The 22,110-nt window shown below is 63.1% G+C and carries 20 protein-coding genes; 5 read left to right on the top strand and 15 right to left on the bottom strand.

Annotated elements, in window-relative coordinates; genetic code table 11:
• Nucleotides 1-233 precede the first annotated feature (233 nt).
• Nucleotides 234-1,865: a peptide chain release factor 3 gene (locus tag C6Y62_RS12140; protein WP_068461068.1), complete on the top strand. Its 1,632-nt coding sequence runs from the start codon at nt 234-236 to the stop codon at nt 1,863-1,865.
• 52 nt (nt 1,866-1,917) lie between these two features.
• On the opposite strand, the gene C6Y62_RS12135 is transcribed toward C6Y62_RS12140, so the two are convergent.
• Nucleotides 1,918-2,751 carry an LssY C-terminal domain-containing protein gene (locus C6Y62_RS12135; protein WP_173954131.1) on the bottom strand — a complete coding sequence of 278 codons (834 nt, stop codon included), beginning with the start codon at nt 2,749-2,751 and terminating at the stop codon, nt 1,918-1,920.
• A gap of 230 nt (nt 2,752-2,981) precedes the next feature.
• On the opposite strand from C6Y62_RS12135, the gene C6Y62_RS12130 reads away from it, so the two are divergent.
• Together C6Y62_RS12130 and C6Y62_RS12125 are read left to right on the top strand one after the other, a co-directional pair.
• On the top strand, nt 2,982-3,758 hold the full coding sequence (locus C6Y62_RS12130; RefSeq protein ID WP_173954130.1) for a DUF72 domain-containing protein: 777 nt from the start codon (nt 2,982-2,984) through the stop codon (nt 3,756-3,758).
• A 57-nt stretch (nt 3,759-3,815) separates the two neighbouring features.
• Entirely contained in the window at nt 3,816-4,628 is an 813-nt protein-coding gene (locus tag C6Y62_RS12125; protein WP_173954129.1) for a DUF72 domain-containing protein, read from the top strand.
• A 26-nt stretch (nt 4,629-4,654) separates the two neighbouring features.
• On the opposite strand, the gene C6Y62_RS16225 is transcribed toward C6Y62_RS12125, so the two are convergent.
• Nucleotides 4,655-4,837, bottom strand: coding sequence for a hypothetical protein (locus tag C6Y62_RS16225; protein ID WP_210258060.1), 183 nt, complete (start codon nt 4,835-4,837; stop codon nt 4,655-4,657).
• Nucleotides 4,838-4,841: 4 nt separating this feature from the next.
• Between C6Y62_RS16225 and C6Y62_RS12120 the strand changes: the two genes are divergently transcribed.
• Nucleotides 4,842-5,150 carry a DUF3175 domain-containing protein gene (locus tag C6Y62_RS12120; RefSeq protein WP_173954349.1) on the top strand — a complete coding sequence of 103 codons (309 nt, stop codon included), beginning with the start codon at nt 4,842-4,844 and terminating at the stop codon, nt 5,148-5,150.
• A gap of 105 nt (nt 5,151-5,255) precedes the next feature.
• Here the strand turns inward: C6Y62_RS12120 and C6Y62_RS12115 are convergent, their stop codons facing one another.
• The 13 genes from C6Y62_RS12115 to C6Y62_RS12055 all read right to left on the bottom strand — a co-directional run bounded on the left by C6Y62_RS12115 (nt 5,256) and on the right by C6Y62_RS12055 (nt 21,331).
• Complete coding sequence (locus C6Y62_RS12115) at nt 5,256-6,833, bottom strand: peptidoglycan DD-metalloendopeptidase family protein (protein ID WP_173954128.1); 1,578 nt, start codon at nt 6,831-6,833, stop codon at nt 5,256-5,258.
• A gap of 323 nt (nt 6,834-7,156) precedes the next feature.
• Entirely contained in the window at nt 7,157-7,924 is a 768-nt protein-coding gene (gene surE, locus C6Y62_RS12110) for a 5'/3'-nucleotidase SurE (protein ID WP_068461054.1), read from the bottom strand.
• Nucleotide 7,925: 1 nt separating this feature from the next.
• Nucleotides 7,926-9,215: a serine--tRNA ligase gene (gene serS / locus C6Y62_RS12105; RefSeq protein ID WP_173954127.1), complete on the bottom strand. Its 1,290-nt coding sequence runs from the start codon at nt 9,213-9,215 to the stop codon at nt 7,926-7,928.
• Nucleotides 9,216-9,940: 725 nt separating this feature from the next.
• Nucleotides 9,941-10,762 carry a twin-arginine translocase subunit TatC gene (tatC, locus tag C6Y62_RS12100; RefSeq protein WP_173954126.1) on the bottom strand — a complete coding sequence of 274 codons (822 nt, stop codon included), beginning with the start codon at nt 10,760-10,762 and terminating at the stop codon, nt 9,941-9,943.
• The gene (gene tatB, locus C6Y62_RS12095) at nt 10,759-11,172 is read right to left on the bottom strand and encodes a Sec-independent protein translocase protein TatB (RefSeq protein WP_068461048.1); all 414 of its coding nucleotides are present in this window, start codon (nt 11,170-11,172) and stop codon (nt 10,759-10,761) included. The genes tatC and tatB overlap by 4 nt, the downstream gene beginning before the upstream one ends.
• A 234-nt stretch (nt 11,173-11,406) precedes the next feature.
• Entirely contained in the window at nt 11,407-11,640 is a 234-nt protein-coding gene (gene tatA / locus C6Y62_RS12090) for a twin-arginine translocase TatA/TatE family subunit (RefSeq protein WP_068461046.1), read from the bottom strand.
• Nucleotides 11,641-11,806: 166 nt separating this feature from the next.
• Nucleotides 11,807-12,970, bottom strand: a complete 1,164-nt coding sequence (locus tag C6Y62_RS12085) for an ABC transporter ATP-binding protein (protein WP_173954125.1) — start codon at nt 12,968-12,970, stop codon at nt 11,807-11,809.
• An 85-nt stretch (nt 12,971-13,055) separates the two neighbouring features.
• Complete coding sequence (gene scpB, locus C6Y62_RS12080) at nt 13,056-13,928, bottom strand: SMC-Scp complex subunit ScpB (protein WP_246274653.1); 873 nt, start codon at nt 13,926-13,928, stop codon at nt 13,056-13,058.
• Nucleotides 13,929-13,955: 27 nt separating this feature from the next.
• On the bottom strand, nt 13,956-14,810 hold the full coding sequence (locus C6Y62_RS12075) for a segregation and condensation protein A (protein WP_173954124.1): 855 nt from the start codon (nt 14,808-14,810) through the stop codon (nt 13,956-13,958).
• A 75-nt stretch (nt 14,811-14,885) separates the two neighbouring features.
• Nucleotides 14,886-15,917 carry a beta-N-acetylhexosaminidase gene (gene nagZ, locus C6Y62_RS12070; protein WP_173954123.1) on the bottom strand — a complete coding sequence of 344 codons (1,032 nt, stop codon included), beginning with the start codon at nt 15,915-15,917 and terminating at the stop codon, nt 14,886-14,888.
• 179 nt (nt 15,918-16,096) lie between these two features.
• Complete coding sequence (locus C6Y62_RS12065) at nt 16,097-18,193, bottom strand: SPOR domain-containing protein (RefSeq protein ID WP_173954122.1); 2,097 nt, start codon at nt 18,191-18,193, stop codon at nt 16,097-16,099.
• A 49-nt stretch (nt 18,194-18,242) separates the two neighbouring features.
• Nucleotides 18,243-20,057 carry an arginine--tRNA ligase gene (gene argS / locus C6Y62_RS12060; RefSeq protein ID WP_173954121.1) on the bottom strand — a complete coding sequence of 605 codons (1,815 nt, stop codon included), beginning with the start codon at nt 20,055-20,057 and terminating at the stop codon, nt 18,243-18,245.
• Nucleotides 20,058-20,104: 47 nt separating this feature from the next.
• On the bottom strand, nt 20,105-21,331 hold the full coding sequence (locus tag C6Y62_RS12055) for a deoxyguanosinetriphosphate triphosphohydrolase (RefSeq protein WP_173954120.1): 1,227 nt from the start codon (nt 21,329-21,331) through the stop codon (nt 20,105-20,107).
• Between the two features lie 334 nt (nt 21,332-21,665).
• Between C6Y62_RS12055 and C6Y62_RS12050 the strand changes: the two genes are divergently transcribed.
• Nucleotides 21,666-21,995 carry a HesB/IscA family protein gene (locus C6Y62_RS12050; protein ID WP_173954119.1) on the top strand — a complete coding sequence of 110 codons (330 nt, stop codon included), beginning with the start codon at nt 21,666-21,668 and terminating at the stop codon, nt 21,993-21,995.
• The last annotated feature ends 115 nt before the right edge of the window (nt 21,996-22,110 follow it).

Here is a 22,110-nt window from a genome sequence, read left to right as displayed (position 1 = left end):
CGCTCGTACCCCGGCTCCAAATCGCGAACCGGAACGCCGGAGCGATTGCACGAGGCACCGTCGGCACTGCGCCGCTGCCGCTCCCAAATGGCATTTCCTGGCCTCAGAGCCGCCCGGTTCAATAGCGCGGCTTCCGCAGGCATCGACCTCGCGTTTGAACGGTGCTAAGGGGCTGGCTAAATCCTTCCCTTCCCTGCGCCCCGGTGCGCACCCAATTGCAGGCGGCAGCCCATATGTCCGACGAACCCGCGCCCGTCCCTTCTGCACCGGCCAACAGTCCGGCCGGAAAGCTTGCCGCTGAAATACGCCGCCGGCGCACCTTCGCCATCATCGCTCACCCCGACGCCGGTAAAACGACGCTGACGGAAAAGTTGCTGCTGTTCGGCGGCGCTATTCAGCTTGCCGGTCAGGTGAAGGCCAAGAAGGACGGACGCAACACACGCTCTGACTGGATGGCCATCGAGAAGTCGCGCGGCATTTCCGTCGTCACCTCGGTGATGACGTTCGAATACGCAGATTCCGTTTTCAACCTGCTCGACACACCGGGCCATGAAGACTTCGCCGACCAGACCTATCGCACGCTGACGGCTGTCGATAGCGCCATCATGGTGATCGACGCAGCCAAGGGTATTGAATCGCGCACGCGCAAACTGTTCGAAGTTTGCCGCCTGCGCGACATTCCCATCATCACGCTCATCAACAAGATGGACCGCGAAGCGCGCGAGCCGCTGGAACTGCTGGACGAGATCGAGCAGGTGCTTGCGCTCGATACCGCGCCGATGGTGTGGCCGGTGGGTATGGGCCGCAACTTCCGCGGCACGTATGACCTGCAGAAGGATCGCTTCCGTCGCGTCGATGAAAATCCGGAAGGCGAAACCGTTTCAGGGCCCGACGACCCGATTTTCGACAGCCTCCTCGACCCGGTCGACCTTGCGAAATGGCGCGAGGAAATCGAGCTGGTGCGCGATGCGTGCGGCAACTTCGATCTGAAGGCATTCCGCGAAGGCACGTTGACGCCGGTGTATTTCGGCAGCGCACTGAGGAATTTCGGCGTGCGCGATATTCTGGATGCGCTGATCGCCTACGCGCCGCCACCGCTCAGCCGTCCGGCCGCCGCCCGTACGATCGAAGCCACCGAACCTGCCATGACCGGCGTGATCTTCAAGATCCAGGCCAACATGGACCCGAACCACCGCGATCGCATGGCTTTCATGCGGCTGTGCTCGGGGAAGCTGACGCGCGGCATGAAGGTGAAGCATGTGCGCTCGGATAAAACGATGGCACTTACGGCGCCGCAGTTCTTCTTTGCGCAGGACCGCTCGCTCGCCGAGGAAGCCTTCGCGGGCGACGTCGTCGGCATTCCCAACCGCGGCACGCTGCGCATCGGCGATGCGCTGACCGAGGGCGAGAACGTGCAGTTCCTCGGCATCCCGTCATTTGCGCCGGAAATTCTGCGCCGCATCCGGCTCGAGGATGCTATCCGCGCCAAAAAGCTGAAGGACGCGCTGACCGAAATGGCGGAAGAAGGCGTGGTGCACATGTTCACGCCCGTGGATGGCACGCCGCCGATCGTTGGCGTGATCGGCGCGCTGCAGCTCGATGTGCTGGGCGATCGCCTGATCCACGAATACGGTTTGCCGATCGCCTTCGAGACCGCTCCGTGCACGGTGGCCCGCTGGATCGAAGCGCCTGATCGCGCCAAGCTCACCGCGTTCATCGAGGCCAACCGCCCCGCAATAGCGACCGACGCTGATGGCGATTACGTTTATCTTGCGCCTTCCGAGTTCAGCCTGAACTGGGTGGCCGAGCGCAATCCGGAGCTGGCATTCAAGGATGTGAAATCGGTGATGCAAGGGCCAGCGTAAGCAGCCGACACCAAGCGCGCGGTGGAGCAGATGCAGCAAGCGCCGCATCACATCACGGCAACACCGCGCCTTTGCCCAGCGCAGCGACCGCAACATCGCCATCGGTGACGTAGTGGTTGACGTGGTGCTCGCTGACGCTGTCGCCCGCGCGCACGGAAACGATCTCACCGATGCAGTCGGCGGCCTTCAGCTGGCCCATGATGTAATCGCGTTCCGCGTTGGTGTCTGAGTCCGTCGCATGCGTGATCTGGAAGGTCATGCGCGTCAGACCAAAGCCTGTGTCGCGCGTGCCCGCCCCAACCCACGACAGGCGCGCGCCCTTCGGCGGCACCTCCTGATTGAGCCAGAAGCGCGCCGACTGCACCTCGTCGTCGTTCGGCATCACCCGCGCCCAGAAACGCACATGGTGACGCTTACGCGGGCTATCGTCGATTGCCTTCTGGAAGCCGATGTCCTGCCCGCGCCCGAACAGAAACAGCGTTGAGAACGGCGCGGTGGGATAAGGCCGGTTCAGCACGAACGCCTTCACCATGCGCACGGAAGAAGCGAAGCCAAGTTTGTCAGCTTCGACCCAGCCGATGGCAGCAAAAGCCGCCTTCAGTTCATCTTCGCTGCCATAGAGCGCCAAGTTGACGGGATCGGCCGGCAGGCCGTCGGCAGCGACGGTAAAACTTGGTACGTGGCGAAGCTGCGAGAATTTCAGCGCCATGCGCACCGCATATGGCAACACCACATAGGCGGCGATTGCATATGTGAACGCCAGCGCGATGGCCACCGGCATGCGCTTGTCGGCGAAATCGAACACGACGAACACGATGAGCCAGATGCTGACGGCGCCAATCGCGAAGATGGCGATGCGCTGCAGCGTTCGGATAAAAAATCGCAACTCGGCCCCCGCTCGCCCGTGAAGATTGTCCGCCTGATCCGGCAAGATGACTTTATCGCAGCAGGTAGCACGGACGCACGTAACGGCCGGTTAGCAGGAGGTGCTTTCCGAGGCATGCCCAGCCCGGTTAACGGTTGGCAACCATTGCAAGCCGATAGCGAAACCAAAATTATCGGCCCGTTAGCATCGGCGCTATCTGATGGGTGCTCTCCAGAGGGCGAGCTCAACGCATGGACCAATTCCGGCGAGCGATCCGCATCGGTTGTGCTGGCTGGGCGCTGCGCAGCGAACATCAGCACCATTTCCCGACTGCCGACGCAGGCACGCATTTGCAGCGCTACGCCGCCCGCTTCAACGCGGTGGAAATAAACTCGTCATTCTATCGGCCGCACCGGGCCAGCACCTACGCGCGATGGAGCGCCAGCGTGCCGGATACGTTTGCGTTCGCCGTAAAGATGCCGCGGGCCATTTCGCATGTAAGACGGCTGCGCAACTGCACTGAGGAACTCGACAGCTTCCTTGCCGAAGTCGCGGCGCTCGGGCCGAAGCTTGGCGTGCTGCTGCTGCAGTTGCCGCCAAGCCTCGCGATGTCAGCCACCGACGCCGAAGCTTTCTTCGCGCTGTTGCGTGATCGCTATGACGGGCCGCTTGCGTGCGAGCCGCGCCATCGAAGCTGGTTCGATGCGGAAAGTGACGCACTGTTGCGGACGTTCGCGGTTGCGCGCGTTGCCGCCGATCCGGCCAGAATTGCCGAGGCATCGCGTCCGGGCGGTGTTCCAGCGCTCTGCTATTATCGCCTGCACGGCAGCCCGCGCATGTATTACTCCAGTTATTCGGATGCATGGCTGAACACGCTGGCTGCCGACATAACCCGCAGGGAAAATGCCGGGTGCAGCGTCTGGTGCATCTTCGATAATACGGCCGTCGGTGCCGCAACCGCCAACGCGATGGCGCTTCAAAAGCAGCTGGCGACAAACGTCTACGAGGCCATCGACGAAACCGCTTGACCATGCCTGACCCGGACGGCACCGTCAGAATGTGCCAAAACGCAGGGCGAAAAGTAGATGACAACGGCCAAGCACGGCATCATTCGCGCAGGCATGGGCGGCTGGACGTTCGAGCCCTGGCGCGGCACGTTCTATCCGGAGAAGCTGGCACACGCACGCGAGCTGAGTTACGCAGCGGAGCATGTTCCAACCATCGAAGTGAACGGCACGTTCTATCGCACGCAAACCCCAAAAACGTTTGCCAAGTGGGCCAGCGAAACGCCCGATGGCTTCGTGTTTGCGCTCAAAGGGCCGCGCTATGCCGTAAACCGGCGCGTGCTGGCGGAGGCGGGCGACAGCATTCAGCGCTTCATTGAGTCCGGTCCGCTGGAGCTGGGCGACAAGCTCGGACCGCTGTTGTGGCAGTTTGCGCCGACGAAGAAGTTCGATGCTGATGACTTCGGCGCGTTCCTCAATCTGCTGCCGCCATCCGTTGATGGCGTGAAGCTTCGCCATGTTCTCGAAGTGCGCCATGAGAGCTTCTGCACTCCGGACTTCATCGCCCTTGCACGCCAACACGCCATGCCGGTGGTGTTTGCCGAGCATGCAAGCTATCCGGCCATCGCCGATATCACCGGCGATTTTGTGTATGCGCGGCTGCAGAAGGGCAGCGACGCCGACAAGGCCTGCTATGCGCCCAAGGCGCTCGACCGCTGGACGGAACGGCTGAAAACATGGTCGGCGGGCGGAGTGCCGGACGATCTTCCGCGCGTCGATGACAAACACAAAACGCCAAAGAAACCGCGCGACGTGTTCGTCTACTTCATTCACGAAGGAAAGATTCGCGCCCCGCAGGCTGCGATGGCCATCATGCAGCGCTTGCAAGGTTAGGTGCGCAGCCACCTGTTAAGCGGAACTTACTCAGCATGGTGAGCGTTGCAGCCTCGAAGAGGCAATATGCAACGCGGAGAAGAAATGGTGTTTGGCAGAAGGCGACCAATTTCGGCGAGGCGCGCATTGTCAGTCCGTTCATCATCGATCCGCAATGCTTTTGGCACGAAAGCCCGGTGCTGCTCCCCCATCGCCAGATCAGGTTTCATGCCGATGTCCTCCACCGATCACAAATCAGCGCAATGGTCAGACAACGTTACCAAGCGCAGCAATGCCATGACGCTGGAGCGGGACGTCTTTAAGTTCGATGATCCAGCCGAAATCGCAGCATCCCTCAAACGTTCCGCCGAGCGCAGCCACCGCCGCAAACCCGAACCATATCGCTCGGCGATGTCGATGCTGACATTTTACATCAATCGCGCTGGCAGCAAGCTGTCGGACGAACGGCGCGATGTTCTGGAGCGGGCAAAGGACGAGTTGCGCAAACTCTATGGCCGCGAGCTAACTCGAAACGCAAATTAGACCGACTGGCACACTGCCTGCCGAGCAGAGCTGACGCCATCAACGTCACAACAAAAAAGCCGGGCAATGACGCCCGGCTTTTTTATATTGTTCAGTCCGACTGGATCAGCGCGATGCCACACGCTCCAGGAACGGCACCGGATCAACCGGCTTGGAGCCCTGCCGCAGCTCGAAATGCACCTGCGGCTGATCGACGGAACCGGTGCGCCCTGCAGTAGCGATGACCTGACCGCGCTGCACCTTGTCGCCACGCTTCACCATCAGCTGATCGTTGTGTGCGTAGGCCGTCACCCAACCGTTGTCGTGGCGCAGCAGGATGAGGTTTCCATAACCCTTCAGCTCAGCGCCGGCATAGGCGACGGTGCCGGATTCAGCTGCGTGCACAGATGTTCCCAGCGGCACCGACAGATTGATGCCGTCGTTGTGCGTGCCATCAGCCCGTTGGCCGAAGCCGGTGATGATCCGCCCATGCACCGGCCAGCGCAGCTTATCGCTACCCGATGCACTAGCCGGCTTGCCAACAGCCACATCGTTGGTATTGCGCGTGGCAACCTGCGTGTACTGGCTGCCCTGCCCGAGGCTCGTCGATTGCGAACCGCCAGAACCGTTCAGCATCGTCGGTTGCGAAGAGTTACCGTTTGCAGCGGGTGTGTATTGCGTCGTCTGCGGCGGCGGCGTCACAGCGACATGCTGCATCGGCGCGCCGTTCGAATTTGCGGTCGCCATGCCACCGGACGTCGGCACGCGAAGCACGGTGCCCGCCTTGATGCCGCGCGCATCGGTGATGCCGTTTGCACGCTGCAGCTCACCGACCGGCACACCGTACATGCGCGACACGGCGTAGAGCGAGTCGCCCGGACGCATCGTGTAGACGCCATTATAGCGGCTGTCGGCATCCGCCACAGGCGGCGGTGGTGGCGGCTGAATGCTGGCGGTTTGCGTCGGCGGCACAGAAGGCTGCGGCGCGTACCGGGTGCCTGCCGAAGCCATGCCGCCGGACGTGCCCTGCGGCAGGTAAAGGCGCTGGCCAACCTGCAGGTTGGTATTCGTCAGGCTGTTGATCTGCATCAGCTCGGCAACCGACACGTTATAACGGCGCGACAGGCCATAGAGCGTATCGCCGGGCTGCACGTCGATCGTGTCGCCAGGGCTTGCCATTGATGGCGTGGGCTGCGGATCATAACGGTTTGTCGACGCGGTCGAGGACGGCGCAACCGTGCCGTAACGTCCGCTGTCGGTATAGGAATTGTAGTTGCTGGCAGGCTTGTCCGGCGAACGCCCGTAGGTGTTCGTATTCGTGCTGGTGCTGCTGCGGCCATAGGAATTAGCGCCGTCGTAGCGTGTGTCAGCGGCCGCGTAATTCGTGCCCTGACGGCCGCCGGAATAGGCGGTCGAAGAAGGCGTGGCGTCAGGAAGATTCTGCGATGCTACACGGTCATCGCCATAGCTGCGCGGCGCACTGTAGCCACCGCTGCCATAGCCGTCGTTGCCCAGATAGTTGGGATTGCGCCGGCTCGACGATGATGAAGATGAGGAGGTGACCTGCTGCGAGTCGCTAAAACCGAAACTCGAAAAATCAGAGCCCACCGAGGCGCTGCAGCCAGCGGAAACCGATGCCAGCATCAGAACTGCTGCACGGCCAGCCGGATGAATAGCCGTCGCCCTACCGTTTTTAAAACGCATAAAACGCATCATGATTACGCACCTTTACTGCCAATCATCCATTAACCCTTAAGCGGTTAACGGAGCATTAACGGTGCGCAGCAGGTGCTGCGAAAACCGCTCCGTGGCAGAGAAAAATCGACAGCGCTGGCGTGCGCGCGCATTCACCCGCCGTGGAGCAAAAGTAATCGTGCAATGTGCATTGTTGAGGACGTCGCGGCGTCTGGAAAGCGGCAGCGCGATGACAATCGCAATCGGGGCGACGCGCTTTTAGCGCGTGCCGCAGACTGCCCCGACAGCGAAATTCCGCGCCGCTATCCAACGGTTAGCAGCGCTCAACGACTTCAAGCGTTGAACGTACCGGCCAACACTTTTCGTGTTGCATCGTCCGTCCGATTGAGGCTGAGCGGTGTCACTGAGATGCGGTTGGCATCGATCGCCGCCAGGTCGCTGCCTTCAACAACGCTGGAAGGCGGGCGCTGGAAGTTGAACCAGTAGTACGGCATGCCCCACGGGTCGGCGCGCTCATCAATCTTCAGCGAGGCCTGATCGCGACGCCCCTGCCGCGTGATCTCAACCCCCGCCACGGCTTCCGGCGGGCAGTCGGGATAGTTGACGTTCAGCACCACATCGGCGGGCGACTGCATTTTCAAAAGGCGCGTCAGCAGGCCCGGCCCATGCGTCAGCGGCGTATCCCAATAGACATTGCGCCCGCGCTCGAGCGACCCGCCGACCTGGCTCATGGCGATGGAGCGTATGCCAAGCATCGCCCCCTCACTGGCCGCAGCGATAGTGCCGGAATAGGCGACGTCCTCGGCCAGATTGGAGCCGTGGTTGATGCCGGACAGAATGAGATCCGGCGGCTGGTCGATGAGGAAGTGGCGCACCGCCATCAGCACGCAGTCGGTGGGCGTGCCGCGCAGCATGAAGCCGCGTTCGTTCACCTGGCGCACCCGCAGCGGCTCATGCAGCGTCATCGAATGGGAGGCACCGGACTGGTTTTTCTCCGGCGCGACGACCCACACATCGGACGAAATCTCTTCGGCCAGACGGCGCAGCACCTCGATGCCGTCCGAACCGTAACCGTCGTCGTTCGTTACCAGAATGCGCACGTCACTGAACCTTCTCGATACGCTCAAGACCGCCCATGTAGGGCCGCAGCACTTCCGGAACGAGGATCGATCCGTCGGCCTGCTGGTAGTTTTCCATCACCGCGATCAACGTGCGACCGACCGCAAGGCCCGAGCCATTGAGCGTGTGAACGAAGCGCGTGTCCTTCGCGCCCTTGGGGCGATAGCGCGCGTTCATCCGGCGGCCCTGGAAGTCGCCGCACACCGAGCACGATGAAATCTCGCGGTAGGTGTTTTCGCCCGGCAGCCACACCTCGATGTCGTAGGTCTTGCGCGAGGCAAAGCCCATGTCACCCGTGCACAGCAGCATGGTGCGGAACGGCAGGCCGAGGCGCTTCAGCACCTCTTCGGCGCAGGCGGTCATACGCTCGTGTTCGTCCAGCGCCTGCTCCGCCGTGGTGATCGAGACCAGCTCGACCTTGGTGAACTGATGCTGGCGGATCATGCCGCGCGTGTCGCGTCCGGCCGATCCGGCTTCGGAACGGAAGCACGGCGTCTGCGCGGTGAGACGCATCGGCAGCGCGTCTTCGTCGAGAATTTCCTCGCGCACCAGATTGGTCAGCGAAACCTCGGCGGTGGGAATGAGCCAGAAGCCATTTTCAGTGCGGAACAGATCTTCGGAAAACTTCGGCAACTGCGCCGTGCCATAGGCAGCGTCATCGCGCACCAGCAGCGGCACGATATGCTCGGTGTAGCCGTTTTCCCCTGTTTGCAGGTCGAGCATGAAGGCGCCCAGCGCTCGCTCCAGCCGCGCAAGCGCACCGCGCAGCACCACGAAGCGTGCACCCGAAAGCTTGGCCGCGCGCTCGAAGTCCATAAGGCCGAGGCGCTCGCCGAGCTCGAAATGTTGCAGCGGCTGGTTGATGCCTTCCAGCTTCGGCGGCTCACCGACGCGGCGCACTTCGACGTTGTCTTTCTCGTCCTTGCCTTCCGGCACGTCATCAAGCGGCAGGTTGGGAATGACCGACAGCGCATCGCGCAGCTTGCCGTCGAGCACGCGCTCTTCTTCCTCGCCCGAGGTCAGAAACTCCTTCAGCGTGGCGACTTCCGCCATCAGCGCGCTGGCCGTGGCTTCATCCTTGGAGGCCTTGGCCTTGCCGATTTCCTTCGACGCAGCATTGCGGCGCGCCTGCGCCTCCTGAAGCTTGGTGATGTGCGAGCGGCGGGCTTCGTCCAGCGCGATCAGCTCGGCCGACTGGGCGCCAAGCCCGCGCCGGGCCAGACCAGCGTCGAACGCTTCAGGGTTGTCACGGATCCACTTGATGTCGAACACGGGCTGCCTCTGCTCGCTGGAGCGTGATCGCTTATCTTTGAATCGCGATGCCGCTCCAGTCCTTTTGATGAGACCGATGATTCACGCTTCGGGCTGATAGGGCCCGAACCGATCATGGTCTAGCGCGCACAATCAAACGTCACCCCGGCGTAGGCCGGGATCCACGACACCTCGAAAAGCGGTGCGGTGGCCTGCGTAGTGCCGGCGACCGTCGGCATGACGACAGAATGTCGGCGCGTTGAACTAGGGCAGAATGTACGGTCATGCGTCCGGCCAGACACCCGCGGTTCGACGCGTCGTCGAATAACGGAGGGTATAGTGGGGGCGGATAGGATGGTCCAGCCGTGATCAGGTCGCGTATGGCGCACGCACGAAGCGCTAATCCCGGTCAATGCACGTTGCAGTTTTTAATAAAACGGACAGCGATGGCCGACTGCGGCAGTTCGGCCGCAGCAGGCGAACCGCACATTCCAGCGCACTGCCCTACCGCGCCGCTCAACGCACATGCGGAAACTGACGTGGTTCCCGAACTTCGTCGGGATGACGGTGTGCGGAGGTGGACGCAACAGCGCGCACCAACCATACACCGGCGGCCGGCGCCCCGGAGGGGTGTCGCCGGTGCGAAAAACATCGCTGGCCGCCGACTGCGCGGCGCGCAGTCGGCGAGCGCAACAAACAACCACGGCTGGCTCTCCGAAGGAGAATCGCCGAGCGCCAGAAAAAGCCTACTCCGCTGCCGCCTGCGCCTTGCGCTGCGCACGCTCCACGGCCCAGATTGACAATTCGTACAGGCCCATCGTCGGCACCATCATCGCCAGCATGCTGAACGGATCGGGCGGCGACAGCACCGCGGCCGCAGCGGTAATGCCGAGGATGGCATAACGGCGGCCCTTCTTCAGCGTTTCGGCTGTTACGAGACCCGCCCGCGCGGCCAGCGTCAGCACCACGGGAAGCTGGAAGCAGACGCCGAAACCGATGATCAGCGTCATGATGAGTGACAGATATTCCGAGACGCGCGCCTGCAGGTGGATCTCAACCGGGCCGCCCGTCTGTTGCATCGACAGGAAGAAGCTCATCGCCATCGGCATGACGAGGAAGTAGACGATCATCGCGCCGAGCAGAAACAGGAACGGCGTCGCGATCAGATAGGGGATGAACGCACGGCGCTCGTTCTTGTAGAGGCCAGGGGCGACGAACTTGTAGAACTGGTTGGCGATGATCGGGAACGAGATGCACATGGCACCGAACAGCGCCAGCTTCATCTGCGTGAACAGGAATTCCTGCGGCGCCGTATAGATCATTTCGATCGGTTCGGTGCCACCGTGCGCCCACTGATAGGGCAGCACCAGCAGGTTATAGATCTGCTTGGCGAAGGCGAAACAGATGGCAAACGCGATGCCGACGCCGATCAGCGAATAGATCAGACGCTGACGCAGCTCGACCAGATGCTCCATCAACGGAGCCTTGGAGGCGTCGATTTCCTCCTGTCCGGCGCGCTGCGCCTGGGCCTGCGCTGTGGCAGCCGCCTGTGTCACTTCGCTGGTCATGCAGCCCCCCGGCCGGCTCCGCCATCGGCGTCACCGCCAGCCGAAGATTGTGCAGCTTCCGAACTCAAAGCCGGGCGGGACGGGGTCGGCGCAGCGGAGACCGAAGCACCTGTTCCGACGCCGTTCGCGACCTTGTCGACGGACTGCAGTTCCTGATCGATGGCGCGCGAGCCAGCCTGCATGGTGGCGCGCACCTCGTTGGCGACGCTGTCAAACTCACGTTTCAGATCGCCCAATTCCGCATCGCGCACGGCTTCATCGAAATGGCGCCGGAACTCTGCCGCCTGCTGGCGCATCAATCCCAGATACTTGCCGATCGTACGCAACAGGATCGGCAGATCCTTGGGGCCGACCACGATCAGCGCCACAACGGCCAGGATCAACAGCTTGCTTGATGTCAGATCGAACATGCGTCGTTCCGATTATCGGCGCGCCCACGGGCCGGCGCGGTATACGCCGGTGGCAAAACTCGTCAGCGTCGCTAGTGCCTTTCAGCGTTTCGCTGAATCGCGGAAAGGCTCTAGGTGTTTGTTTTGTCGTGCTTCTTATCGGAAAACCGGTTCCCACTTTTCCGGAAGCACTCTCTTAACCCGTGCTTCTTATCGGAAAACCGGTTCCCACTTTTCCGGAAGCACTCAGTGCGCTCAACCGGTCTTGGTTGAATCGCGCTCGGCTACACCAAGAGGACGCTGATCGATGACGCGCGGATCGGCCTTGGCCTCGCTGCGTTCGCCCTCTTCCTCTTCGGAGAGGCCCTTCTTGAAGTTCTTAATGCCCTTCGCGACATCCCCCATGATGGAGGAAATGCGTCCGCTGCCGCCGAAGACGAGCACTGCGACAAGCGCAAGAATGAGCAAATGCCAACCGCTCAGGCCCATTGTCGTCCGCTCCTACTCTGTTTGCGTCTCTGATCCGCGAAGACTACCGCGTCAACGCATCGGTTCATTGGCACAGATTGCCGCGCCTCATTTGGTATCGCAGAAAGCGGATGCGACCGCAAGGGCGCGAACCCGTGCCGAACCTTGCTAAGACCTTACAAAAACATCACTTTTGTAGTTCTGCTGCGAAAACAAGGGCTCGCTCGGGGTCAATCTGAGCGCGAACATCATGTCCCTGCCGGAACCCGGCACTCTCGCGCACCCGCACTTTCAGCGGCTGATCAAAACCTTCGATGCCCACTTCGAGCCGCACGACGTCGCCCAGAAACTTCGCATCGAGGACGCGGCCAGACAGGCCTTCGCCGTTGTCCGACAGACGAATGTCGCGCTCGCGGATGCCAATGGTGACCGCATCGTGTGCCTGCAGGCCCGCTGGCGGCGCAAGTTTTCCGATCGGCGTATCGATCTTGCCGTCAGCGCCGACGCGATAGGCGACCTCGTTGATCTCGGAAAACAGCCGCGCCACGAACAGATCCGCGGGTTGATGATACAGCGCTTCCGCCTGCCCCTGCTGGATCAGGCGCCCCGCCCGCATCACCACAATACGATCGCCGATGCGCATCGCCTCTTCGGGGTTGTGCGTCACCACCATCGCCGTGGCACCCGTCTCGCGCAGCAGCGACAGCGTTTCCTCCTGCATGGCGTCGCGCAACTGGACGTCCAGCCCGGAAAACGGTTCATCCATCAGCATCACCGCCGGACGGGGAACCAGCGCGCGCGCCAGCGCCACCCGCTGCTGCTGCCCGCCGGAAAGCACATGCGGGTATTCGTCAGCCATGTGCTCCAGCCCGACGCGCTTCAATGCCGCCAGCGCCTCGCGCTTGGCTTCCGCGCGCGGTAGCGACTTCAGACCGAACGCGACGTTGCCCGCAATCGTGAGGTGGGGGAACAGCGCGAAGTCCTGGAACATCAGCCCGACGCTGCGCTTCTCGGGCACGACAAAGCTGGAAGGCCCTGCAACCTCATGTCCATTGATGAGCACGCGCCCGCCGGTCGGCCGCTCGATACCAGCCGCAATCCGCAGCAGCGTTGTCTTGCCACAACCGGACGGCCCCAGCAGGCAGACGACCTCACCGCGATCGATCTCCAGCGAAACGCCCGCCAGCGCCTGCGTAGTGCCGAAGTTGCGACGCACGTCTTCAAAGGTGAGGCAGGCAGAAAACGCCGCGGCGGCGCGCCCCTTCCCTGCATCCCCAGCAGCGGCTCCCGCAGCGGAGCGCCTCGCAACATCGGGGGCATCGGAGTGTGAAGCTGTTTGCGATGACGACAAGGCTCAACTCCACGGTACACGGCCGGCATAGCATGCATGGCGCAGCGAACAGAATGGGCGACGGCGACGAACGCCGTTGCCGCCGCTACGGCTTATCGGCCTCATCATCGGCAGGCAACCCGTCAGACGCGGGCGCATCCAATGAAGCATCAGCATCGCCGTCTTCTTCGGTTTCGATTTCGTCCGCCTCAGCCTCAGCGTCAGCATCTTCCTCATCGATGGCGTCGAGCGGCAACTCGTCGGGCATCAGCGCAGCGATATCGGTCGGCTCGGGCACGGTGAAGTCCGGCGGCAGATTGCCATCGAGCAGACCGGAGGCGCGCAGTTCCGCAAGGCCGGGCAGATCCTTGATGCTGTCGAGGCTGAAGTGCTCAAGGAAGCTGTCGCTGGTGCCGTAGGTGACGGGGCGGCCCGGCGCGCGGCGACGACCACGCAATCGCACCCAACCGGTTTCCAGCAGAATATCCAGGGTGCCGGCCGAAGTCGTCACACCGCGGATCTCTTCGATCTCGGCGCGCGTCACCGGCTGGTGATAGGCGATGATGGAAAGCGTCTCCAGCGCGGCCTTGGAAAGCCTGCGCTCCTGCGTGGCGAAACGCTCCAGCAGATAGGAAAGATCGGAGGCGGTGCGGAACGCCCACTTGCCCGCGACCTTCACCAGATTGACGCCGCGCCCTGCATAGAACGCGCGCAGCTCTTCCAGCAGAGCGGCGACGTCCTCGCCCTCCGGCAGATGGTTCGCCAGTCGCGCGATGTCGAGCGGCTCGGAAGCCGCGAACAGCACGGCCTCGACGATACGCAGCTTCTCGCGATGATCGGCAAACGGCAGCGCGGCGACATTCGGCGAGTTCTGCGCTCCATCGTCCGCAACGCCATCACCAACGTCGCTTGCACCGTGATCGCGGCCCGACGGCACCAGGCTTAAACGTGGCGGCTCCATGCGCTTTTCTTTCGTCATTGGCCCGATACGCCCACGCTGATCCTGTTATCCAACCCGCTGCCAGTCGCCATGCGATACTGCATCGTCGCCATCGGTACGGCGCATGTAAATCGGCGCAAACGGGCCGTCCTGACGCAATTCGATACGCCCTTCCCGCGCCAGTTCCAACGTGGCCCCGAACGAGCTCGCAACCACAGCCTTGCCGTTCTCATGGTCGGGTACGAGCTGCGTCAAGCAACGTTCAAACGCCAGCCACTCGGTAGTGGAAGGCGCAGCGCCCAACATGCGCTCAAGCCGCACGCGCGCATCCTTGATCGACCACACGGGCCGCAGCTTGACGACATGCCCGATCTTGATGGTGCGGCGACGCTGATCGGCATAGGCGTGCAACAGATCAAAAATCTTCGCGGTAAACTGCGTCTCACGCACCGTGCGCGTGCCCTCGGGCATGCCGCGCGCGAACACATCGCGACCGAGCCGCATGCGCGTCATCAGTTGCGCGCCAGCCTCGCGCATCGCCTCAAGCCGCATCAGGCGGAACGACAGCCGCCGCGCCAGTTCCTCAGCGCTCGTCGTTTCGCCTTGCTCTTTTTCGCGAGGCAGTAGCAGGCGCGATTTCAGATAGGTGAGCCATGCGGCCATGACGAGATAGTCGGCCGCCAGTTCGAGCCGCAGCTTCTGCGCCTCGCCGATGAAACTGATGTACTGATCGGCCAGTGCCAGGACAGAGATTTTCGACAGATCGACCTTCTGCGTGCGGGCCAGCGCGAGCAGCAGATCCAGCGGGCCCTCATAGCCCGCGACATCGACGATGAGCGCATCTTCCTCGTCGGGACGAACCTCAACATCGGGCTCGTTCCATGATGGCGTCGTGTCGGTTTCCTGCGGCTCGGCGTCCATACCTTCGACAGCGGCCTTTCAATCAATGCGGGCTCAAGAACCGCCCTTCTCTTTCACGACCATATGGGGTCGAGCTTAGACTGATTCAGCACCCATTGCTGCAAGGCCGAGAACGCGGGCCAATTGCGCCTCCGCCGCCAGGCGATCGAACGCGTCGGAACGGCGGGTAATGGCCATGGCAGCGTCGAAACGGGCTTTTGCCCGGCCTTCCAGCGTTCCTGCACCTTCAGCGGCTGCGATCATCTCGGCCAGATCGCCGTTGCAGTGGAGCGCCAGATCAGAACCGGCCGCCATCACGGCTTCGGAACGCGCGCGCATCGGCCCGGTCAGCGCGTGCATCGAAAGATCGTCGCTCATCAGCAGGCCATCGAAACCGATCGCGCCGCGGATGATCTCGCCGATGACGGTCGGCGATGTGCTGGCCGGCGCCTGCGCATCGATGTCGGAGAACACCACATGCGCGCTCATTGCCGATGGCAGATGCGCCAGCGCCTTGAACGGCGCGAAATCGCTGCGCTCCAGATCGACGCGGGGCGTGTCGACGACCGGCAGTGCGAGATGGCTGTCAGCCGTAGCCCGGCCGTGGCCGGGAATGTGCTTGATGACCGGAACCACACCGCCCGCCATAAAGCCTTCCGCGACGGCACCTGCCAGCGCCACGACCTGCTCGACGCTGCGGCCATAGGCGCGATCACCGATGATGTCGTGCGCGCCTTCAACCGGCAGATCGAGCACCGGTGCACAATCCATGTTGATGCCCAGATCCATAAGATCGGCGGCCAGCAGGCGCGTTGCTTCACGCGCGGCGGCGAGCGCAGCATCCCGATCCTGTTGGTACAGCAGGCCATAGGCGGAAGCTGGCGGCAGAGCGCGCCCAAGCGGGGGCCGCAGACGCTGCACGCGACCGCCCTCCTGATCGATCAACACCAGCAGATCATCGCCGCCGATTGCGGAGCGCACATCGCCAACCAGTGCGCGGATCTGCTCATGATCGGCCAGATTGCGGCTGAAAAGGATGAACCCGGCCGGCCGCGCATCGCGCAGAAAGGCAGCTTCGTCGCTCGACAACTGTGTGCCGGCGACACCGACGATAAGAGCGGTGTGCATCACCTATCCGAGGCAAATTTCAGAGAGAACCGGACTAGCGCTTCCGGAAAAGTGGGAACCGGTTTTCCGACAAGAAGCACGACAAAACAAACATCTAGAGCCTTTCCGCGATTCAACGAAACGCTGCAAGGCTCTAGCATCACAGCTCCAGAGCGTCGAGACACGCTCTGGCAAGCTGCTTAGTAAGCGGTAACCCAACAATCGTTATAGCCGGACGCCTTGAGTTGGATGCACAGCTCATTGGCCTGATTTTTCGAGCCGGGAGGGCCGACCAGCAGGCGGTGATAGGCGCCCTTTCCGGCCAGAGTGGTCTCGCGGACGTCAGGCGTCTTGTTGGCCAGCACCGGCCCGTATTGCTGCTGCATATCGGCAAACTTGCGCAGGGCATCGAGACGGCTTGAACCGGACGCCGGTACCGAGCTCAGCACCACCACATAGCCATTGGCTCCGGACGGAGCCCGCGGGGCGCTGGTGGCCGGGGGTGCGGCAGCTACGGTCTGACGCCGCGGCGGAGCGGGCTCTTCTTCCTCGACGCTGGCGGTCGTGGCTGGAATGACCCGGGTGGACTTCACGTTGACCGTCGGGCGCGCAGGCGGAGTATGGACCTGTGGCTCCGGTTGGCGGGGCATCTGCGCGGTCGGCGAATTGCCGGTGCCGAATGCGTCGACCACCATCATGCCCGGAACCGAAACCGGTGTGTCCGGCACGTCGTCAGCGGGTGGCATGATGGAACCATCACGGCCAACCACAAGCGTTGAAACCTTCCGCGTGCCGTTGGCCTGATCGGATTCGTGGAGGCCGCCATCGCCGCCTTCAATCTGCTCCAGACGGCCGAGAACCTTGCTGTCGGTGTGCGAGAACTGACGACCGCCCGGATCGCTCGGACGCTCCTTCGCGGGCGTGTCGTCGCTGGCGATCACCGGCGGCGCGCCATTATCAACCGGCCCACCGACGACAGCCTGATAGGCTTGCGCCAATCCGTAACCGAGCCCAATCGCTACCACCAGCGCGCCGGCAATGCGCATCGCCCAGCTGGCGCGCCGCGGCTCTTCAGCCTCATAGCCGTTCAGATCGTCGGCGGCGTTGTAGGTGGCTGGCTCCAGAGCGCCACCGTGCTGCTGGTCGTAACCGGCATAACCGCCCTGATGATCAAAACCCTGCGGATCAATGGCCGGATCGCCATAACCGGCCGCGCCGGAAATGCCCCAGTCGGTCTGCAGCGGATCGCCGTACGGGTCGGCGACGGCACCGTTGCTGAGCGCATAATCGCCACCGGCCGTTGCCGCGTAATCGGCCGCCACGCCGGGATAAGCCGACGCCAGATGGTTCTGGTTTGGATTTTGGCCAAATGCATCCAGCGATGGACGCTGCTGCTGGGCCGGAGGCCACTGATCGTAGCTTGGCGCGTGCTGATAGGCGGGCGCAGATGGCTCCAACCCGGCGCCATACTGGCCAGCGTCCCGTCCATAACCGTCGCCACCACGGGCGCCAAGGTCAGCATTCGGCACGTTATACGCCGGAGGTTGCGACTGGCGACCCGACTGCGAGGGCTGCACCGGGGCCGGCTGGGCGTATTGCGGCTGAGCGGGCGCCGCGCGTCCGTTCTGCTGCTGCGGCGGAACCTGTTCACGCGGCTGGGCATACTGCGGCGGCTGTGCCTGCGGCGGCTGCGTGCGCGGGAAATTGTTGAAGTCGTGCACCGGCTGCTGGGCCGCGCGGGCGCTGTCGAGGCTGCTCAGCCCCTGCCGGTTGACGGGCGGCTGAGCTGACTGAGGCTGAGGCTGCGCCTGCCGGGGCGGCGCATACTGCGGCGGCTGAGTCTGCGGCTGCTGGCGATGTGTCGGCGCTGGCTGCGGCGCGCGCGGGGCCTGCTGCTGAGGCTGCGCATATTGCGGCTGAGCGGGCGCAGCCGGCGCCTGTCGCTGAACCGGCTGCTGGTGGTGCTGCTGCGGCTGGGCCGGCTGATACTGCGGCGGCTGCGCGGGATGCTGATCCTGCGGATAGTGATAGCCCTGCTGCCCGCCATAGGAAGGCGCGGCCTGCGGGTCGGCATATCCCGAATGCGGATCAGCATAGGGCTGTTGCTGCGGCGAATATCCAGCCGCACCATACTGTTGCTGATCGTAGACCGGGGCCTGCCCCCTGCCACCCTGCCCCTGGGGAGCGTGTCCCTGGGGGGCCTGTGGAGCGGGACGTCCCTGCGCACGCGGATCGGCCTCACCGGGCGGATGGCGCGGCGGCCAGCCTTGGTTTGCGGCACCTTGTGAGCGAGACATCCTGTGATCCCCTCGAAGCTCTAATCCAGCCTCTTCATCGAATCGGAGTCTAGCGCATAGATTCCGGGGCCTCGACGCCAAGCACTGAAAGTCCCGAGGATATCACCTGCTGGACAGCGGCGATCATCGCTAAGCGGGCCGCAGTCATAACCCCGTCTTCTGGTTGAATAAATCTCAAATGTGGCGAATCGTTGCCTCGGGTCCACTGGCCGTGGAGCGCCGATGCGACATCGTAAAGATAGAAAGCCAGCCGGTGTGGCTCCTCTGCACGGGCCGCGCCCGCGATCAGACGGGGGAACTGAGCCAGCTTCTTGATGAGGTCTAGTTCGCCCGCATCGGTCAGCCCGGAAAGATCGGCCTCCCACACCTTGGCGCTGCGCGGAGCCAGATCCGGAAACACATTCTGAGCATTACGGAACGCCGATGCTGCCCGCGCGTGCGCATACTGCACGTAGAACACCGGATTGTCCTTCGACTGCTCGGTCACCTTCGCGAAGTCGAAGTCGAGCTGCTCCAGCTCTTTCCGATAGAGCATCATGAACCGCACCGGATCGCGGCCGACTTCATCCACCACGTCGCGCAGGGTGACGAAGGTGCCGGCCCGCTTCGACATCTTGTAGGGCTCGCCGTTCTTGAACAGCTTGACCAGGTTGACGACCTTGATCGCCAGATCGGTGGAGCCGCCCGACGACTGCCAGGACTTCAGCTTGCCCTTGGCGTCGCGCTCAACGGTGCCGCCTGCGAATGCGGCCACTACCGCCAGCATGCGCGGGATGTAGCCGATGTGATCGGCGCCGAACACGTTGACCAGATGACGATAGCCGCGCTGAAGCTTGTCATAGTGATAGGCCACATCGCCGGCAAAATAGGTGTAGCTGCCGTCCGACTTCATCAGCGCGCGGTCTTCGTCGTCGCCGAACTGTGTCGAGCGGAACAGCGTCTGCTCGCGGTCCTCCCACTCGTCGTCCTCGTGCCCCTTGGGGCGCGGCAGCCGGCCTTCGTAAATCAGATCCTTGGCGCGCAGGGCGGCAATCGCTTCCTTCACCTTGTCGGTGCCGGACTGCGTCAGCGATGCTTCCGAGAAGAACACATCGTGCCGGATGTTGAGGGCGGCGAGATCATCCCGGATCATCGGCATGATCTGCTCGATGGCGAACGTGCGCACCAGCGGCAGCCAGCGCTCCTCCGGCATATTCAGCAGCGACTCGCCGTGTTCCTTCGCCAACGCTTCGCCCACGGGCTTCAGATATTCGCCCGGATAAAGCCCCTCGGGAATGGCGCCAATATCTTCGCCCAGCGCCTCGCGGTAACGCAGGAACACCGAGCGCGCCAGCACATCCACCTGACCGCCGGCGTCGTTCACATAGTATTCGCGCGTGACGTCATAGCCGACGAACGCCAGCAGGTTTGCCAGCGCATCGCCGAACACCGCACCACGGCAATGGCCGACGTGCATCGGCCCGGTCGGATTGGCGGAAACGTATTCGACGTTGACGCGCTGCCCCTTGCCCTGCTCCGAACGGCCATAGGCAGCGCCCGCATTCAGGATTTCGCGCACCAGCCGCTGCCACACGCCGGGCTGCAGCGTGATGTTGATGAAGCCCGGCCCCGCCACCGAAACGGAGGCGATGTCTTCGTCCTGCTCCAGCTTGGCCTGCAGCTTTTCAGCGATGTCGCGCGGCTTCATGCGCGCCGGCTTGGCCAGCACCATCGCCGCGTTGGTCGAAAGATCTCCGTGGGTCGGATCGCGCGGCGTTTCCACATCGAAGCCGGATGCCGGCAGGTCGGCGGGCAGTTGGCCCTCGGCCTTGAGCGCTTCAAGTGCGGCCGCTACGCGGCTTTCGATCTGAGCGAATACGTCCACGGCGGCAGCCCCTGGCGCTGAAATTGATTGGTGGGAAGTCGGCCCGCCTAACGCAAAACCGGGGTGGCGTCAAACAGCTCCCGGTGGGCCTCCATGGCATAACGGTCTGTCATACCGGCAACGAAATCGGCGATCAAACGCGCCCGGCGGCGGCCTTCGAGCCGTTGTGACACCGCGTGCCAGTCATCGCCCATGGCCGCAGGATCGCTCATATAGCGCGCAAACAGCTCGGCCACGATCAATTCCGCACCGCGCATAGCCCGCATGACTTTCTCGTGCCGATAGACGCGCGCGAACAGGAAACGCTTGAGATTGGCGATGTCTTCCGCAAGTGCCGGAGAAAAGCCGACCACGGGCTCGGCGCTGGCGCGGATCGCGTCCGGGCCCTTTGGCGCCAACGCCGCCAGCCGCGCCCTCGTTTCCGTAACCAGGTCGGCGATCATCACCGTAATCAGCCGCCGCGTCAGCTCGTAGGTGATGCGCCCGGCATCCGCCTGTCCGCCGGTGCGCAGATGCGCGACCGCTGGTCCGGAAAGCGGCTGCCCGGCCAGATCATCAATGGTGATGAGATGCGCCCTCAGGCCGTCGTCAATGTCGTGCGACACGTAAGCGATGTCGTCGGCCAGTGCAGCGACCTGCGCTTCAGCCGAAGGCCACGAGTTGAGATCGAGCCCGCGCCACGCTTCCACCTGCCGCACAACTTTGCGCACGGCGCTGGCGTCATCGACCGGGCCGTTGTGTTTGGCGAGGCCTTCCAGCGCTTCCCATGTCAGGTTCAGGCCGTCGAACTGCGCGTACTTGCGTTCCAGCGACGTCACCACACGCAGGCTCTGCGCGTTGTGATCGAAACCACCGAACTCTGCCATCGCGGCATCCAGCGCCCGCTCGCCCGCATGGCCGAACGGCGTATGGCCCAGATCGTGCGCCAGCGCGATGGCCTCGGCCAGATCCTCATCCAGCCGCAGTTGCCGCGCCACCGTCCGCGCGATCTGCGCGACCTCCAGCGAGTGCGTCAGCCGCGTGCGGTAATGATCGCCCTCGTGGAACAGGAACACCTGCGTCTTGTGCGTCAGGCGGCGGAAGGCAGTTGAATGGAGGATACGGTCGCGGTCGCGCTGGAACGGGCTGCGGGTGGTGCATTCGCGCTCGGCGTGTACGCGTCCGCGACTGGGCACTGCGTCAGCGGCATATGCGGCCGGTGCCCGCGCGCCGGGTGACAGGTCCGCCCCGAAGCCAGGAGCTCCACTTTGACGTTGTAGCTGCGTGTCGGTCATGGATTCTGGCAAACCGGTTCTGCCGCTGGCCACATCATAAACCGCATAATCCGCCCCCGCTCCCAATATCCAGCCGCCCCGTTGCCTGGCCTCATTCCGGGCCGTAGGCCATGCGATGCCCCCCCAAAGGCATCGCTGGTCTGTGATCGACCCTGTAATAGTGGGCCTGTTTCGCGCCGGCATTTGCCAGATTTGGATTTCGGCAGCTTCACTCTTATCTTGCATAGAGTTAGATTCCCGGCAGGCGCAAGCTTGCACACCGTCGCGCAGCGATCGGCACAAGCCCAGCCGGGTTCCGACATCGGTCAAACCGTAGGTCACCTTGAGAAGCACGATGAGCGATTCCGTTATCGTCACAGACCGCGCCGCCAAGCGCATTGCCGAGATCCTCGCCGATGAAGCGGCCGCCAACGCGTTCCGCATCAGCGTCGAAGGCGGCGGCTGTTCCGGCTTCCAGTACAAGTTCGATCTGGTGCCCGGCGCAGCAGACGACGATCTGGTGCTGGAGCGCGGAGGCGCGAAGGTGGTGATCGATCAGGTTTCGCTGGGCTTTCTCTCCGGCTCGGAGATCGATTTCGTCGATGACCTGATGGGCGCGTTTTTCCGCGTCAACAATCCGCAAGCCACGGCATCGTGCGGCTGCGGCACCAGCTTCTCCATCTGACGACCTTCGCAAGGTAACGGGCAAGGCAATCGGTTGCGAAGGATTGGCGGCGGCAAAACCGACGCGCGATAATTCGCAACTGCCGCGCGCCCGTGCAGCCTTGCTGGCGCCCTGT

Source organism: Hyphomicrobium sulfonivorans, assembly GCF_013306565.1.
Taxonomy (GTDB): domain Bacteria; phylum Pseudomonadota; class Alphaproteobacteria; order Rhizobiales; family Hyphomicrobiaceae; genus Hyphomicrobium_A; species Hyphomicrobium_A sulfonivorans.
This window is presented reverse-complemented; position numbering and strand designations above follow the sequence as displayed.

Excerpts from the sequence above, each read along its gene's own strand:
- C6Y62_RS12140 (WP_068461068.1), top strand. The coding sequence starts at position 234 with ATGTCCGACGAACCCGCGCCCGTCCCTTCTGCACCGGCCAACAGTCCG.
- C6Y62_RS12130 (WP_173954130.1), top strand. The coding sequence starts at position 2,982 with ATGGACCAATTCCGGCGAGCGATCCGCATCGGTTGTGCTGGCTGGGCG.
- C6Y62_RS12125 (WP_173954129.1), top strand. The coding sequence starts at position 3,816 with ATGACAACGGCCAAGCACGGCATCATTCGCGCAGGCATGGGCGGCTGG.
- C6Y62_RS16225 (WP_210258060.1), bottom strand. The coding sequence starts at position 4,837 with ATGAAACCTGATCTGGCGATGGGGGAGCAGCACCGGGCTTTCGTGCCA.
- C6Y62_RS12120 (WP_173954349.1), top strand. The coding sequence starts at position 4,842 with ATGTCCTCCACCGATCACAAATCAGCGCAATGGTCAGACAACGTTACC.
- C6Y62_RS12115 (WP_173954128.1), bottom strand. The coding sequence starts at position 6,833 with ATGCGTTTTAAAAACGGTAGGGCGACGGCTATTCATCCGGCTGGCCGT.
- tatC (WP_173954126.1), bottom strand. The coding sequence starts at position 10,762 with ATGACCAGCGAAGTGACACAGGCGGCTGCCACAGCGCAGGCCCAGGCG.
- tatB (WP_068461048.1), bottom strand. The coding sequence starts at position 11,172 with ATGTTCGATCTGACATCAAGCAAGCTGTTGATCCTGGCCGTTGTGGCG.
- tatA (WP_068461046.1), bottom strand. The coding sequence starts at position 11,640 with ATGGGCCTGAGCGGTTGGCATTTGCTCATTCTTGCGCTTGTCGCAGTG.
- scpB (WP_246274653.1), bottom strand. The coding sequence starts at position 13,928 with ATGACGAAAGAAAAGCGCATGGAGCCGCCACGTTTAAGCCTGGTGCCG.
- C6Y62_RS12075 (WP_173954124.1), bottom strand. The coding sequence starts at position 14,810 with ATGGACGCCGAGCCGCAGGAAACCGACACGACGCCATCATGGAACGAG.
- nagZ (WP_173954123.1), bottom strand. The coding sequence starts at position 15,917 with ATGCACACCGCTCTTATCGTCGGTGTCGCCGGCACACAGTTGTCGAGC.
- C6Y62_RS12065 (WP_173954122.1), bottom strand. The coding sequence starts at position 18,193 with ATGTCTCGCTCACAAGGTGCCGCAAACCAAGGCTGGCCGCCGCGCCAT.
- C6Y62_RS12055 (WP_173954120.1), bottom strand. The coding sequence starts at position 21,331 with ATGACCGACACGCAGCTACAACGTCAAAGTGGAGCTCCTGGCTTCGGG.
- C6Y62_RS12050 (WP_173954119.1), top strand. The coding sequence starts at position 21,666 with ATGAGCGATTCCGTTATCGTCACAGACCGCGCCGCCAAGCGCATTGCC.